General features: G+C 43.5%; 13 protein-coding genes, 1 tRNA gene and 2 rRNA genes. 4 read left to right on the top strand and 12 right to left on the bottom strand.

What is annotated here, in order from left to right; genetic code table 11:
• Positions 1–119: 119 nt before the first annotated feature.
• Together N1I80_RS02475 and N1I80_RS02470 are read left to right on the top strand one after the other, a co-directional pair.
• Entirely contained in the window at positions 120–1055 is a 936-nt protein-coding gene (locus tag N1I80_RS02475; RefSeq protein WP_340736382.1) for a helix-turn-helix domain-containing protein, read from the top strand.
• A gap of 6 nt (positions 1056–1061) precedes the next feature.
• Positions 1062–2249 carry a tyrosine-type recombinase/integrase gene (locus N1I80_RS02470; RefSeq protein ID WP_340736381.1) on the top strand — a complete coding sequence of 396 codons (1188 nt, stop codon included), beginning with the start codon at positions 1062–1064 and terminating at the stop codon, positions 2247–2249.
• Between the two features lie 93 nt (positions 2250–2342).
• Here N1I80_RS02470 and groL read toward each other — a convergent pair whose 3' ends face one another.
• Together groL and groES are read right to left on the bottom strand one after the other, a co-directional pair.
• Positions 2343–3977 (bottom strand): chaperonin GroEL, encoded by a 1635-nt coding sequence (gene groL / locus N1I80_RS02465; RefSeq protein ID WP_340736380.1) that lies wholly within the window; start codon positions 3975–3977, stop codon positions 2343–2345.
• A gap of 47 nt (positions 3978–4024) precedes the next feature.
• A complete protein-coding gene (gene groES, locus N1I80_RS02460) occupies positions 4025–4309 on the bottom strand; it encodes a co-chaperone GroES (RefSeq protein WP_340736379.1) in 285 nt (94 codons plus the stop codon).
• Between the two features lie 185 nt (positions 4310–4494).
• Between groES and N1I80_RS02455 the strand changes: the two genes are divergently transcribed.
• Positions 4495–5241, top strand: coding sequence for a CPBP family intramembrane glutamic endopeptidase (locus tag N1I80_RS02455; RefSeq protein ID WP_340736378.1), 747 nt, complete (start codon positions 4495–4497; stop codon positions 5239–5241).
• A gap of 45 nt (positions 5242–5286) precedes the next feature.
• On the opposite strand, the gene tatC is transcribed toward N1I80_RS02455, so the two are convergent.
• From tatC to N1I80_RS02440, 3 genes are all read right to left on the bottom strand, one after another.
• On the bottom strand, positions 5287–6117 hold the full coding sequence (gene tatC / locus N1I80_RS02450; RefSeq protein ID WP_340736377.1) for a twin-arginine translocase subunit TatC: 831 nt from the start codon (positions 6115–6117) through the stop codon (positions 5287–5289).
• 17 nt (positions 6118–6134) lie between these two features.
• Positions 6135–6350 carry a twin-arginine translocase TatA/TatE family subunit gene (gene tatA / locus N1I80_RS02445; RefSeq protein ID WP_340736376.1) on the bottom strand — a complete coding sequence of 72 codons (216 nt, stop codon included), beginning with the start codon at positions 6348–6350 and terminating at the stop codon, positions 6135–6137.
• Positions 6351–6445: 95 nt separating this feature from the next.
• Entirely contained in the window at positions 6446–7096 is a 651-nt protein-coding gene (locus N1I80_RS02440) for a redox-sensing transcriptional repressor Rex (protein WP_340736375.1), read from the bottom strand.
• A 182-nt stretch (positions 7097–7278) separates the two neighbouring features.
• On the opposite strand from N1I80_RS02440, the gene N1I80_RS02435 reads away from it, so the two are divergent.
• Positions 7279–9210: an ABC-F family ATP-binding cassette domain-containing protein gene (locus N1I80_RS02435; protein ID WP_340736374.1), complete on the top strand. Its 1932-nt coding sequence runs from the start codon at positions 7279–7281 to the stop codon at positions 9208–9210.
• 379 nt (positions 9211–9589) lie between these two features.
• Here the strand turns inward: N1I80_RS02435 and tsaD are convergent, their stop codons facing one another.
• The 7 genes from tsaD to N1I80_RS02400 all read right to left on the bottom strand — a co-directional run bounded on the left by tsaD (position 9590) and on the right by N1I80_RS02400 (position 15794).
• The gene (gene tsaD / locus N1I80_RS02430; RefSeq protein WP_340736373.1) at positions 9590–10612 is read right to left on the bottom strand and encodes a tRNA (adenosine(37)-N6)-threonylcarbamoyltransferase complex transferase subunit TsaD; all 1023 of its coding nucleotides are present in this window, start codon (positions 10610–10612) and stop codon (positions 9590–9592) included.
• On the bottom strand, positions 10609–11061 hold the full coding sequence (gene rimI, locus N1I80_RS02425) for a ribosomal protein S18-alanine N-acetyltransferase (RefSeq protein ID WP_340736372.1): 453 nt from the start codon (positions 11059–11061) through the stop codon (positions 10609–10611). The genes tsaD and rimI overlap by 4 nt, the downstream gene beginning before the upstream one ends.
• The gene (gene tsaB, locus N1I80_RS02420) at positions 11054–11764 is read right to left on the bottom strand and encodes a tRNA (adenosine(37)-N6)-threonylcarbamoyltransferase complex dimerization subunit type 1 TsaB (protein WP_340736371.1); all 711 of its coding nucleotides are present in this window, start codon (positions 11762–11764) and stop codon (positions 11054–11056) included. The genes rimI and tsaB overlap by 8 nt, the downstream gene beginning before the upstream one ends.
• Positions 11764–12213, bottom strand: a complete 450-nt coding sequence (gene tsaE / locus N1I80_RS02415) for a tRNA (adenosine(37)-N6)-threonylcarbamoyltransferase complex ATPase subunit type 1 TsaE (RefSeq protein WP_340736370.1) — start codon at positions 12211–12213, stop codon at positions 11764–11766. The genes tsaB and tsaE overlap by 1 nt, the downstream gene beginning before the upstream one ends.
• A gap of 163 nt (positions 12214–12376) precedes the next feature.
• Positions 12377–12452: transfer RNA gene (locus N1I80_RS02410), tRNA-Asp, on the bottom strand.
• A gap of 105 nt (positions 12453–12557) precedes the next feature.
• Positions 12558–12673, bottom strand: a 5S ribosomal RNA gene (gene rrf, locus N1I80_RS02405).
• A gap of 188 nt (positions 12674–12861) precedes the next feature.
• A 23S ribosomal RNA gene (locus N1I80_RS02400) occupies positions 12862–15794 on the bottom strand.
• Between the last annotated feature and the right edge of the window lie 182 nt (positions 15795–15976).

The following is a 15976-nucleotide window of genomic DNA, read 5'->3' as shown; positions in this document are numbered from 1 at the left end:
GAATGTTTCTAATAGGATAATAACACGACTTTTCAAATCGTGCAACATATAAATGTTTCTAGTAGAATGATTTTGGGTTATACTTCACTTACAAGAATAAAAATATGGAGGTTACAATAATGGAAACCTTAGGGGATATTATAAAAAGAAGTAGAAAACTAAAAAAAATGACCTTAGTACAATTAGGTGAAGAGACCGAACTTTCTCATGGATATCTTTCTAATTTAGAAAACAATAATAGAAATAACCCTTCATCAGAAGTATTGAAAAAAATTGCCGATGTATTGGAGATACCTCATTCTGAATTACTAGCCGCTGCTGGACATTTGGACAAAAGAACTCTTTACGAGGAACTAACTCTTGAGTTAGATAAAAATAATAGGGATCTAGCTCAGACTCGACAAGAACTATCTTTCCTAGCAAGGAAAATTGAAGAACAAAGTAAAAAAAACACAAAAGATACAGATTTCCTTCAGTATATTAGTGAACAAAAATTCCGCGAAGATATATTGTCTAATTTACAACATAAGAGTTATGAACTTGAGGTTAAATTATATGAGTTAAAAGAAGAACTAGCCGCTGTTGGACACTTAGACAAAAGGGCTCTTTACAAGGAATTAACGCTTGAGTTTGAAAAAAACGATATGGATCTAGAGCAGACTGAACAAGAACTAGCTTACCTAGCAAGGAAGATTGAAGAACAAAGTGAAACAAGCACGAAAGATGAAGTTTTTCTTGACAATCTTACTGAAGAAAGCAACCTCAAAAAAAGATTGTCTAGTTTACAAGTAAACAGAGAAATACTTATGGTCAGATTGCATGAGTTAAAAGAGGAAGAAAGTGGGGAAGTAATTCAACCTAGTCCAATAACTTTTACATCTGAAAATATGAGCTCCTATATGAAAAATAAAATAAAAAATAGTCTAGACATCATATTAAGTTTGAATGATGAAGTATATTTCAACGGTAAACTTCTAAGTATGTATCAACGTAAACAATTGATTCAAATTGCGGAAATTCTATTCAAAGAAGAAACGGAAGAAGAAAAGGAGTGAATCTAAATGGCAAGCATAAGAGAAAAAAATGGTTCTTGGGAATACATTATTTCCGCTGGTAAAGATCCAGTGACAAAGAAGTACAATAAAATTACAAAGTCCGGATTCAGAACAAAAACAGCTGCTAAAGAAGAAGCGCGGCGCATTGAAGAAGAATTGAAGCAAGGTACGTATGTAAAAGAATCAAAAATGACTTTCGGGGATTTTGTAAAGCAATGGATTGCCCATTATGAAAAACGGGCTAAAGTAAGTAGTGTTAGGGCACGCTCTATCGCTTCAAAAAGGCTTTTGGATGAATGGGAACACTATCCTATCAGCAGCATCACCCACCTTATGTATCAGCAGCGCATAGATGAATTAAGCACCCAATTTAGCCGAAATTACATTGATAGCATACACAGTACTGGTAGAATGATTTTTAATCATGCGGAAAAGTTAGTTCTTATTAAGCATAACCCTACGAAGCATTTTGAAAAGCCACGCATGATAACGGATGAAGTAACCGAAAAAGTGAAGGAAGTGAAAAACTTTTTTGACAGTGTAGAACTTACCGAATTTCTGTTACTTGCAAAAAATAAAGGATTGCGCGGTGACCTGGTTATTTTTGCGACACTGGCATATTCAGGCCTGCGCATTGGGGAACTACTTGCCTTGAAGAAATCGGATATAAACTTCAAAACAAATGAAATCAGCGTAACCAAAACTTATTACAATTCAAGAAATAACAAAAAAGAGTTCACACTACTTACCCCAAAAACAAAAGGATCTATCCGTGTTGTGGAAATAGATCCTTTCGTCATAGGTTTGATTAAGGGACACATTAAGCAGCTAAAAGAAGAAAAGTTAAAAAACAGGAAAATTTATCATGATGAAGGATTCTTATTTGTGGATGTAGAGGGTTATCCTATGCCTATTAAAATGATTGCCGTCCGATTACAACGCCTAATGAAGATAATGAACATGGGTAAGGATGAGGAAAAACGCAAGCATATAACGCCGCATAGCTTCCGACATACGAATATTTCACTCCTGATTGAAGCTAACATTCCTATTGGGGAAATTCAACGACGCGCTGGCCATACTGACATTAATACTACCATGAACATTTACACGCATATGACACAACAGACTAAGGATAAATCAGCTAGCCTATTCAGCAGCCACCTATCCAGTTTGACCGCAAAACTGCAATAAATGAGCATTATATTTTTCATTGTTGCCGGATTATTGCCCTGAAATAAAAAAAGAACCCCCAAACCTTGTAACAACAAGGTTCAGGAGTACTATTTACATCATGCCGCCCATACCTGACATATCAGGCATACCACCCATTCCAGCACCAGCTGGCTCAGGAAGGTCCGCAACAACTGCCTCAGTTGTCAAGAACATAGCTGCAACAGATGCTGCGTTTTGAAGTGCTGAACGTGTAACCTTAGTTGGATCGACGATACCCGCTTGCATCATGTTAACCCAAGTGCCTTCTGCTGCGTTGAAGCCGATGCCGACTTCTTCGCGTTTCAGGCGATCGACAACGATTGAGCCTTCGAGGCCTGCGTTGTTAGCGATTTGACGAACTGGCTCTTCAAGCGCACGAAGGACGATTTTCACGCCTGTTGCTACGTCGCCTTCTACTGATCCTAGTAACGCCTCAACTTTGCTGTAGACGTTGACAAGTGCCGTACCACCACCAGAAACGATACCTTCTTCGACAGCTGCACGTGTTGAGTTCAATGCGTCTTCGATGCGAAGTTTACGTTCTTTTAGTTCTGTTTCAGTTGCTGCTCCGACTTTGATGACTGCAACGCCGCCTGCTAATTTTGCCAGACGCTCTTGCAATTTCTCTTTATCGAATTCTGATGTAGATTCTTCAAGTTGAACGCGGATTTGGTTAACACGTCCTGCGATCACTTCAGAGTTACCGCTACCTTCGACGATTGTCGTGTGATCTTTTGTTACGACAACTTTTGCTGCGTGTCCAAGTTGCGTAATGTCTGCTGATTTTAGGTCTAGACCTAAATCTTCTGTAATGACTTGACCACCTGTTAGCACTGCGATGTCTTCAAGCATTGCTTTACGGCGATCACCGAAGCCTGGTGCTTTAACAGCAACAGCGTTGAATGTACCACGTAGCTTGTTAACAACAAGTGTTGCCAACGCTTCGCCTTCAACGTCTTCTGCGATCATTAGAAGTGGTTTACCTTGTTGAACAACTTGTTCAAGAACAGGAAGGATTTCCTGGATGTTTGTAATCTTTTTATCTGTAATTAAAATGTATGGGTTATCCAAAACCGCTTCCATTTTGTCTGTATCTGTTGCCATATAAGCAGACGCATAGCCACGGTCAAATTGCATACCTTCTACGACATCGAGTTCAGTCGTGAAGCCTTTAGATTCTTCAATCGTAATAACGCCATCGTTACCAACGCGCTCCATTGCTTCAGCGATCAATTGTCCGACTTCCTCGTCTCCAGAAGAGATAGCTGCAACTTGTGCAATTTCTTCTTTCCCTTGGATTTCATCGGAAATGTCTTGCAATCCTTCGATCGCAGTGATGACTGCTTTTTCAATACCTTTACGGATACCGACAGGGTTTGCGCCAGCCGTAACGTTTTTCAAACCTTCACGGATCATCGCTTGCGCTAGAACTGTTGCAGTTGTTGTACCGTCACCTGCGATTTCGTTCGTTTTAGAAGCTACTTCTGCTACGAGTTTAGCACCCATATTTTCGAATGCATCTTCTAATTCGATTTCTTTTGCAATTGTTACACCGTCATTTGTAATAAGTGGTGAACCGAATTTTTTCTCAAGAACAACATTACGTCCTTTAGGTCCAAGTGTTACTTTTACAGCATCTGCTAATGTATCAACACCACGAAGCATTGCGCTACGTGCGTCTTCATTGAATTTAATTTGTTTAGCCATTTATAAGTTCCCTCCTGATTTTCGTGTATTGATAAATTAACCGAGCATTAGCCGATAATCGCTAAAATGTCGCTTTCACGCAGGATCAGATATTCGTTGCCTTCATATTTCACTTCAGTACCAGCATATTTTGAGAAGATGATCCGATCGCCTTCTTTAACTTCTAGATCGATGCGCTGGCCATTTTCAAGCACGCGTCCAGTACCTGCCGCAATAACTTTCCCTTCTTGCGGTTTCTCTTTCGCAGAATCCGGTAATACAATCCCACTTAACGTTTTTTCTTCTGCCTCGATTAGTTCGATTACGATACGGTCACCTAATGGTTTCAACACGTGAAACAACCTCCTCAAAGTAATTTCTACATTTTTAGCACTCAACAGACTGGAGTGCTAATACATTTCTTATCATAATGAACATTCGCATTAATTGCAAGCGAAATCCCCCAGACATTTCTCTTTGCTTATCTGGCTTTAAACAGCTAAAATTAACGTCAGCCACAGTTGAAAGGGTGGGTTCGTTGAAAAACTGGAAAATCTCTTTATGGCTTATAGTAGCCTATACGGTCATGCAAATTGGGAGTGTCTATTTAGGGAAAGGCTTGTTTAACAGCTTCCCTTGGAATGAACAATACACAGAAAAGGATATTGCATACCGCGCAAGCGCTTGGTCATTATTCATCAGCAATGCACTAGCTGCACTTGTGTTCCTCATGTTCATCGTTCAGAATAAAAAATTCTTACATATCTTTAAAGAGAAAAAGTCTACTACCGGCAATGCTATTCTCTGGGGATTCATCGGTTTCTTCCTCGTTATGGGGGGACAAATGCTGGCCGCTGCTATCGAGAGCATGCTTGGCATTGCACCAGGATCTGCTAATACTGCGGTACTCAGTGATATTGCGAAAGTATCGCCTATCATCATTATTTCAATTGTCTTATTTGCCCCTTTCCTAGAAGAAATCTTGTTTAGGCGGGTCCTTTTTGGTGGGGTTTATCAAAAAACGAATTTCTGGATTGCCGCCATTGTCAGTGCCCTGATTTTTGCTGCGATGCATAACGAATTTGAGCATTTGTTAATGTACATGGCGCCCGGACTCATTTTCTCTTATCTGTACTACAAAACGAAGAGACTACTAACGCCGATGATTGCTCACTTGCTTATGAATGGTTTTGTTGTCGTTGCTCAGTTGAACTTCGACAAGCTTCAAAAGTATCTGGATGAGCTAGAAAGCTTGAAACAAGCAGTTATCGTTTTTTTCCAATAAAAAAGTCTTCCAAACCGAAATTCCGGTTGGAAGACTTTTTTACTCTTACTCCTGTTGCCCCATCACTTCATCAATTTGTCGTTGTTGCTCTGCTCGCACTTCTTCTAACTTCCGCTGTTGCTCTGTTTGCACTTCCTCTGCTTCCCGTTGCTGTTCCGCCTTCAAATATTTTCGATAACCAAATCGGGAGATGAAAATACTGATTTCATAAAGCGCAAACAGTGGAACCGTCACGAATAGGTGAGAAAACAGATCAGGCGGTGTAATGAAGGCTGCAATGACGAACAGTGTGAAATACGCATACTTTCGTATTTTCACAAGGGTTGCAGGATCTAAAATACCGAGTCTCGTTAAAAATAGCAGAACAATCGGCAGCTGAAAAATGATGCCGAATGGAATTAGCAATTGAAACAAGAATGAGAAATACTCATTAATTCCGATTGTCTGAACAATATCCAAATCTGTCGATAGATTCATCATGAACTTCATGACATAAGGCAACAAAACAAAATAGGAGAACGCAACCCCACCGATAAATAGGAAGAACGTGAACGGAATATAATTCAATGTTGCCCTCCGCTCGGTTTCATGCAACCCTGGCGAGATAAACGCCCACAGCTGGTACATAATAACCGGCGAAATAATAATCACCGCAAGAAAAATGATCACTTTCAAGTAAATCATAATCGGGTCGAGTACGTTGAATGCATTCAGCGTAATCTCTTCTGCTACCACATCAGACTGTAAGAACTGAATGATAGGCTTCGCGATGAAAAAGCTCCCGGCGACTGCAACAACAAAGAAAACGACGATAATCATCAGCCGTTTTCTAATTTCATCTATATGTTCAATGATTGTTAAGTTTTTTTCTGTCATCGGACAAACACCCTAACTTACTTCACTTCTTCTTTCTTAACTTCCACTTGCAAAACTTCTGCTTTCTTGTCTTCCACTTTCTTCACATCGTCATCTTCTACGAGACCTTTCGTCGCGTTTTTAAATTCACGCAATGAAGAACCGAACGCCTTTCCAATCTCAGGCAACTTCTTTGGACCGAAAACAAGCAACGCAATAATTGCGATAATGATTAAACTCATTGGACCTGGCATCTCAGACACCTCCCTCGTAGCAGAAGGATTCAAACCATCCCTCATTCTGCTATCCATTTTACACGAAAACAGCTTGTATTACTATTATTGAGCCATTATAATTGTGAATTTTTGACGTCATTTTTCATGAAATAAATGAGTGTCTGTAACTCTACAGACAAATCAATCGTATGGACACGCACCTCATCAGGCGCCGTCAAGCGGACTGGCGTGAAGTTCAAAATCCCTTTAATCCCTGCCTCCACCAGCTTATCAGTGACATCCTGTGCCACACGAGAAGGCACCGTCAAAATGACAAGATCAATACCCAATTCGATAATTTTCTCACTAATTGTATCTGGATGAAATACAGGGATGCCGCTTAACACTTTCCCCTCTGCCGGAGCTTTCGGATCAAATGCTACAACAATTCGCGTGTTATGGTTCTTATGAAAGTTATATTTTAAAAATGCATTACCCAAACTACCCACGCCAATTAGTGCAACATCCGTTCCTTCATCCTGATCGAGAATTTGACGGAAAAATTCGACAAGATAGGGCACATCATAGCCATAACCTTTACGTCCAAGCGCTCCAAAATGAGAGAAATCTCGTCGAATCGTAGCCGCATCGATTTTCATAGCTTCACTTAATTCACTAGAAGACACACGTTTCTTACCCAAATTCGAAAAATTTTGAAGAAATCTATAATAGAGAGGCAACCGTTTCGATGTCGCCTGTGGTATTTTCGGCGTTTCTTCTACCATTAGTAAACCTCCTGAACCTACTCATTCATTACGTCCAAATTTTGAACCAGCAAGAAATTTTGACTGCCCCTGATTCAAGTTAAACCGATTCTATCGTACAGCACATACCGAACCTTGTAAAGCCAACCGTTGCACGCTTCACATCATTCCATTAAACTAAAGAGGAATAGAGGTGCTCAATTATGATTGTATTACAAGTGAACGGACTGACAAAATCATTCTCAGGAACCGATATATTAGAAAATGTCCGGCTCGAAGTGCAACATCGCGACCGTGTTGCGCTTGTTGGACGGAACGGAGCCGGGAAATCAACACTGCTCAAAATCATTGCAGGTGAAATGACAGCCGATTCCGGCGATTTAATCGTTCCAAAGGATGTACGAATTGGTTATCTCGAACAACATAGTGGCATCGACTCTACATTAACTGTTTGGCAAGAGATGATGACCGTCTTCGAACCGATCCATATCATGGAAAAACGTCTCCGGACACTCGAGGGACAGATGGCGGATCCAGCGGTATACGACAACCCAACAGACTACGAACGTGTGATGTCGGAATATGACGCCCTACAAATCGAATTTAAGGATTCTGGTGGTTATCAGTATGAATCAGATACCCGATCAGTCTTACATGGCATGCGCTTTTATCCTGAGGACTACGAAAAAAGTGTCAACCTATTATCCGGTGGACAAAAAACACGGTTAGCACTCGCGAAAATGCTGCTGAGTAAGCCCGATCTTCTCATCCTTGATGAGCCAACAAACCATTTGGACATTGAAACGCTCGGTTGGCTTGAAAAATACCTCGTATCCTATGAGGGAGCCATCCTTATTGTCTCACATGACCGCTACTTCTTAGACGAAATCGTAACAATCGTGTACGAAGTTTCTAGAAGAAAAGTGGCCAAGTATACGGGCAACTATAGTGCATATCTCGACGAAAAAGCGAAGAACTATGAGCGTGATCAAAAACTATTTGAACGGGATATGAGTGAGAAGGCAAAACTCGAAGATTTTGTCCAACGCAATATTGCCCGTGCATCTACTTCTAAAATGGCGAAAAGTCGCCGTAAGCTACTGGAACGAACAGACTGGATGGATTCACCTGATGGCGACGAAAAATCAGCTAGCTTTAGCTTTTCAATTGATCGGCCGAGCGGTAATGATGTACTCGCACTCGAAAACGTCGCGATTGGCTATAACGATACTCCAGTTTCCACAGGCATCGACTTACGCGTCTACAAACAAGACCGTATTGCCATCATTGGACCGAATGGTGTCGGCAAGTCCACCTTGTTGAAAACACTCGTTAAAGCGAATGAACCAATTTCCGGCTTAATACGTTATGGGACAAACGTTCAATTTGGCTATTATGATCAGGAACAAGCAACACTGATTGGGACAAGCACCGTTCTTCAGGAATTATGGAATGATTGGCCGATGATGAATGAAAAAGATGTACGCTCTGTGCTCGGCCGCTTTTTATTCACAGGGGAAGATGTTGAAAAACCAGTTACTTCCTTGTCAGGTGGCGAAAAAGCACGTCTCTCACTCGCCAAATTAATGTTAGAAAAATCGAATACACTTGTCCTCGATGAACCAACGAACCATCTTGACTTGGATAGTAAAGAAATTCTTGAAAATGCATTGGATGATTTCCCGGGTACACTTATTTTCGTATCGCATGACCGCTATTTCATTAATCGGATCGCTACAAAAGTCATTGATATTAGCGCAACGGGTGCAGTTGAGTATTTAGGCGACTATGATTATTTTGTTGAGAAAAAACTCGAACAACAAGAACTGCTCGCTGAAACAGATGTTACTAATATAAACGCAACTTCTTTACCTGCAAGAAAGAATGAAGATGATAAAGATCTAAAAAGGCAGGAAAGAAAGTTAACAAGGGCAATTACAGAACTCGAAGCACAACTTTCTCAGTTAGATGAAGAGATAGCTGCACTTCAAGAAGAACTCACCACCCCTGAATTTGCAGACGATCATGTGAAGTTAATGGAACTTCAAGCACAAATTGATGCGTACCAGGCTGACCACGATAGTAAATCAGAAGAATGGCTGCTCCTTCAGGAAGAGCTTGAGTCACTGTCTTAACAAAGCAATCTTATACGCCACATTGAATCGACATAGCCGATTCAATGTGGCGCTTTATCTTTTCTAGCTGTCGAAACTTGTTAGATATCCAACTCTACTATTTTCTCGGGAAATTATTTCCCACAATATTATCCACAGCATAAATGGTGTTATAATAGGATATGAACAACGTTACCCACATTATCCACAGATTACATATTTTTTACTCACAAAGTTATCCTATCATCAACGTTATTAAATGAACAATCTGATATGTTATACACAACTTACCCACACTCTGTGCATAAGTACGAACGTTCCCTCTTGACAAGCTAAAAATGATTCCGACATAAAAACACGGAAATTGTCGTCTCATGACAATTTCCGCGTTTTCATATATTTATTTATTCCACGAAGTAAGCGGCATACCAGGCTTGCCATTCATCGCAAGATTTCCACGTATTCCGTCCACAAACATAGCTGATCCTGCCGCAGCTATCATGGCTGCATTATCTGTACAAAGAGTAATTGGTGGCACATAAAAAGAAATTCCTTCAGTCTGGAATGCTTTTTCTAGTGATGCACGTAATCCCTTGTTTGCCGCAACTCCCCCGGCCGCAATGACTTGCTTCACCTCATACTCCTTTGCGGCCTTCAATGCTTTCGTCGTCAGTACTTCCACAACACTCGCCTGAAAACCAGCAGCGACATGAGCCGGATTAATTTGCTCTCCACGTTGTTCAAGATTATGTTTATAATTAATAACAGACGATTTAAGACCACTGAAACTAAAATCATACGAGCCTGACTCAAGCCAAGCTCTCGGAAAAGGAATTTCCGCATCACTTTCCGCTGCTAATCGGTCAATTTGAGGTCCACCTGGATAAGGAAGGCCGAGTACGCGAGCAACCTTATCGTACGCCTCACCAGCAGCGTCATCACGCGTCTCTCCAATTAGTTTGAATGACCCGTGTTGTTCCATTAAAACAAGCTCTGTGTGCCCTCCAGAAACGATAAGCGCTAGAAGTGGGAACTCCATAGGCTGCATCAGCTCATTCGCGTAAATATGACCCGCGATATGATGGACACCAATAATCGGCAAACCGTTAGCAAAAGCGAATGCTTTGGCTGCATTGACACCTATTAATAATGCTCCCACAAGTCCAGGCCCCTCTGTTACAGCAATTGCATCAAGCTGTGCAGGTACTAATCCTGCTTCCACAAGTGCTTCTTCGATCACAAGTGTAATTTGTTCTACATGATGCCTTGATGCAATTTCAGGTACAACACCGCCAAACCGCTTCTGGCTCACAATTTGGGATGCGACAACATTTGAAATAATTTCTGTTCCATTTTTCACAACGGAAGCAGCCGTTTCATCACAACTCGTTTCAATCCCTAAAATATAGCTATCTTTTGTCATTTAAACTCCACCCACATGACGAGCGCATCTTCATCGTCGTCTGTATAATAGTTTTTCCGTATTCCACCGTCTTGAAAACCAAGCTTACGATACAAGTTTTGCGCCGTGTCATTAGTTGTTCGCACCTCAAGCGTCATTAAACGAACATCCATCTCCTTGCAAAGTGCAATCGCTTCCCTCATCAAAGCTTCACCAATGCCATTGCCTCGCATATGTAGACGTACCGCAACGTTCGTAATATGGCATTCGTCCAGTACAATCCACATACCACAATGTCCTATCACTTCTTCATCATCGACCGCAACGACATAGTGTGCATAGTTATTCCCCGTCATTTCATGCTCAAAAACTTCCCTCGTCCATGGAATTGCAAAGGCTTCTTGCTCGATTTCCACGACGGCAGGGATATCCTCTACTACCATTTTTCTATATTGAATATCTTTACTCACGAATTTTTTCCTTTCCCTGCTCCTTCAGCCAGTTCGCCTCCGCCTCAGCAATGCGACGATATTCCGGAACAAATGCATGTACATCTGTTTCTTGCTCTGATTGAGCTGCAATATATAGTAGTGAAGATGCATGGGGCAAATTAACATGGAGTGGCGCAATCACCGCACGTTCACCAAGCCGTTCAGTAATCTGCTGTTCATGCATTGCCGTATCCTTACCAATAAATAATATAGAATCGTCCTGCTGTTCAAGTTGATGAATAAACTCTTCCAAAGAATAATGGCCATCCTCAATGACTTCAGTAAGCCTTCCTGCATCCAATCGATAAGCACCCGCATAAACATTATTTCTTCTTGCATCAATAATCGGGCAGATTAAGCCATTAAAAAATAAAGCATTCGTAGCCAGAGCCTTCAAACTAGAAACACCGACAAGTGGTTTACCAAGTGTCCATGCCAATGTTTTTGCTATCGTCACACCAATTCGTACACCTGTATAAGAACCAGGTCCTTCTGAAACCGCAATCGCATCAATTTCGGATGGTGTAATCCCTGCTTTCGCCAACAACTCTTCAACTGCGGGCATTGCACGCAGTGAATGATTGACAGCCATCGCTGAATTCTCCTCTACTAACAATTCTCCATCTTTCACGATTGCGACTGAAAGCGGTGTATTAGCTGTATCTATACCAAGCCAAATCATTAGAAAATCCCCTCGCAAATCTTTTCATATCGTTCACCTATCGGCGTCAACGTAATGGTTCGCTTATCTCCGCCACCATGAACGAGCCGGATTTCCAAGCGTTCTGTAGGCAAATCATCCTCAATCAAATGCGCCCATTCAATAACGGATATCGCTTCCCCATAAAATAGTTCGGCCCAACCGAGATCTTCATCGCTATCAGCCAAGCGGTAGACATCAAGATGATTAAAGGGATAGTTCCCTTCATACTGCTTGATAATCGTAAACGTCGGGCTGTTGACTGTACGCGTAATCCCTAAACCTTTTGCCAACGCCTTTGTAAACGTCGTTTTTCCAGCACCAAGATCGCCTTCAAGAGTAAGTACATCCGGTGGAGTAAGAAGTGCCGCCAACTTTGTTGCTAACTGCTCTGTTTCTACAACAGAATAGACTTCGATTTCCTTAATCATAAGATTATTCCTTTCCATTGCTTTGCTATAGTGTACCGAAAATACGCTGCATCGGAAAGTATAGATGCTTACTGTTCTATTTTCAGTAGCTATTTATTTTCTAAGTAACAAAAAACCGACTCTAGAATGAATCCCTAGAATCGGTTTGTAAATTAAAATTAAATGGCGGTCCCGACCGGGATCGAACCGGCGATCTCCTGCGTGACAGGCAGGCATGTTAACCGCTACACCACGGGACCTAAACATGTAGTACATTTCGACATTAGGATTTTTTAGCGTGTGTTCTGCTAAAAGAATCTTCATTTTATAATCCTTTACACATTCAAGTCGAAGTAAATGTGTGCGCCCGGCGACGTCCTACTCTTGCAGGGGGAAACCCCCAACTACCATCGGCGCTGAAGAGCTTAACTTCCGTGTTCGGGATGGGAACGGGTGTGACCTCTTCGCCTTCGTCACCAGACCTGCATGTCCTTTTCTCAAAGACAATACTCATTATATCAAATCTTTTGAGATTTGCAAGTACTTTTTTATGAACGGTACTTATTCGCTCAAAACTGAATAAAAGAGACATTAAGACTTTTTAGCGTATTTCAGCTAAAATAGTCTTCCATAGTTCACAAATCAGGGCCAACCTGCCCTTTTTACTATAAGGTTAAGTCCTCGTTCGATTAGTATCCGTCAGCTCCACACGTCACCGTGCTTCCACCCCAGACCTATCAACCTCATCTTCTTTGAGGGAACTTACTTACTTGCGTAATGGGAAATCTCATCTCGAGGGGGGCTTCATGCTTAGATGCTTTCAGCATTTATCCCGTCCACACATAGCTACCCAGCGATGCCTTTGGCAAGACAACTGGTACACCAGCGGTGTGTCCATCCCGGTCCTCTCGTACTAAGGACAGCTCCTCTCAAATTTCCTGCGCCCGCGACGGATAGGGACCGAACTGTCTCACGACGTTCTGAACCCAGCTCGCGTACCGCTTTAATGGGCGAACAGCCCAACCCTTGGGACCGACTACAGCCCCAGGATGCGATGAGCCGACATCGAGGTGCCAAACCTCCCCGTCGATGTGGACTCTTGGGGGAGATAAGCCTGTTATCCCCGGGGTAGCTTTTATCCGTTGAGCGATGGCCCTTCCATGCGGAACCACCGGATCACTAAGCCCGTCTTTCGACCCTGCTCGACTTGTAGGTCTCGCAGTCAAGCTCCCTTATGCCTTTGCACTCTACGAATGATGTCCAACCATTCTGAGGGAACCTTTGGGCGCCTCCGTTACTCTTTAGGAGGCGACCGCCCCAGTCAAACTGTCCGCCTGACACTGTCTCCTGCCCCGATAAGGGGCATGGGTTAGAAGTCCAATACAGCCAGGGTAGTATCCCACCAACGCCTCCTCCGAAGCTGGCGCTCCGGAATCTTAGGCTCCTACCTATCCTGTACAGGCTGCACCGGAATTCAATATCAGGTTACAGTAAAGCTCCACGGGGTCTTTCCGTCCTGTCGCGGGTAACCTGCATCTTCACAGGTATTATAATTTCACCGAGTCTCTCGTTGAGACAGTGCCCAGATCGTTACGCCTTTCGTGCGGGTCGGAACTTACCCGACAAGGAATTTCGCTACCTTAGGACCGTTATAGTTACGGCCGCCGTTTACTGGGGCTTCAATTCAAAGCTTCGCTTGCGCTGACCTCTCCTCTTAACCTTCCAGCACCGGGCAGGCGTCAGCCCCTATACTTCACCTTACGGTTTTGCAGAGACCTGTGTTTTTGCTAAACAGTCGCCTGGGCCTATTCACTGCGGCTCTCTCGGGCTTTAACACCCTACCAGAGCACCCCTTCTCCCGAAGTTACGGGGTCATTTTGCCGAGTTCCTTAACGAGAGTTCTCTCGATCACCTTAGGATTCTCTCCTCGCCTACCTGTGTCGGTTTGCGGTACAGGCACCTCCCGCCTCGCTAGAGGCTTTTCTTGGCAGCGTGAAATCAGGGACTCCGGAGATAAATCTCCTCGCCATCACAGCTCAATGTTATAGGAACGGGATTTGCCTCATTCCACACCTTACTGCTTAGACGCACATAACCAACAGTGCGCTCACCCTATCCTACTGCGTCCCCCCATTACTCAAACGGCGGGGAGGTGGTACAGGAATATCAACCTGTTATCCATCGTCTACGCCTTTCGGCCTCGACTTAGGTCCTGACTAACCCTGAGCGGACGAGCCTTCCTCAGGAAACCTTGGGCATTCGGTGGAAGGGATTCTCACCCTTCTTTCGCTACTCATACCGGCATTCTCACTTCCAAGCGCTCCACCAGTCCTTACGGTCTAGCTTCGACGCCCTTGGAACGCTCTCCTACCACTGACACCAAAGGTGTCAATCCACAGTTTCGGTGATTCGTTTAGCCCCGGTACATTTTCGGCGCAGCGCCACTCGACCAGTGAGCTATTACGCACTCTTTAAATGATGGCTGCTTCTGAGCCAACATCCTGGTTGTCTGGGCAACGCCACATCCTTTTCCACTTAACGAATACTTGGGGACCTTAACTGGTGGTCTGGGCTGTTTCCCTCTCGACTACGGATCTTATCACCCGCAGTCTGACTCCCAAACATAAATCATCGGCATTCGGAGTTTGTCTGAATTCGGTAACCCGGGATGGGCCCCTAGTCCAAACAGTGCTCTACCTCCGAGATTCTTAAGTTTGAGGCTAGCCCTAAAGCTATTTCGGAGAGAACCAGCTATCTCCAGGTTCGATTGGAATTTCACCGCTACCCACACCTCATCCCCGCATTTTTCAACATACGTGGGTTCGGGCCTCCAGTAAGTGTTACCTTACCTTCACCCTGGACATGGGTAGATCACCTGGTTTCGGGTCTACGACCCCATACTCATTCGCCCTATTCAGACTCGCTTTCGCTGCGGCTCCGCATTCACTGCTTAACCTTGCATGGAATCGTAACTCGCCGGTTCATTCTACAAAAGGCACGCCATCACCCATTAACGGGCTCTGACAACTTGTAGGCACATGGTTTCAGGATCTATTTCACTCCCCTTCCGGGGTGCTTTTCACCTTTCCCTCACGGTACTGGTTCACTATCGGTCACTAGGGAGTATTTAGCCTTGGGAGATGGTCCTCCCGGATTCCGACGGAATTTCACGTGTTCCGCCGTACTCAGGATACACTCTGGAGAGAATGGACTTTCGACTACGGGGCTTTTACCCGCTACGGCGGACCTTTCCAGGTCGCTTCGCCTAATCCATTCCTTTGTAACTCCGTATAGAGTGTCCTACAACCCCAGGAAGCAAGCTTCCTGGTTTGGGCTTTTCCCGTTTCGCTCGCCGCTACTCAGGGAATCGATGTTTCTTTCTCTTCCTCCGGATACTTAGATGTTTCAGTTCTCCGGGTCTGCCTCGTTTACGCTATGTATTCACGTAAACGTACTACCCCATTATGGGTAGTGGGTTTCCCCATTCGGAAATCTCCGGATCAAAGCTTACTTACAGCTCCCCGGAGCATATCGGTGTTAGTGCCGTCCTTCTTAGGCTCCTAGTGCCAAGGCATCCGCCATGCGCCCTTTCTAACTTAACCTTAAACGGCTTTCAATACACTGCGCATTGCGTTGTCAGCGCGCTCATTCACATCCTCACGTGCCCAAAAGCACGCTCCGGTGTTCATTCACTTGCTTCCTAGCACTGCTTGCGTCTTGAAACCCTCAGGTGATTATTGTTGCATAGCGATATGCTTCAATAATCGTAAAAAGGTATTGCAAT

The sequence above is a fragment of the Sporosarcina sp. FSL K6-3457 genome, from assembly GCF_038007285.1.
Taxonomy (GTDB): Bacteria; Bacillota; Bacilli; order Bacillales_A; family Planococcaceae; genus Sporosarcina.
The sequence above is the reverse complement of the archived record's forward strand: the minus strand, read 5'-3'. Positions and strand labels throughout refer to the sequence as shown.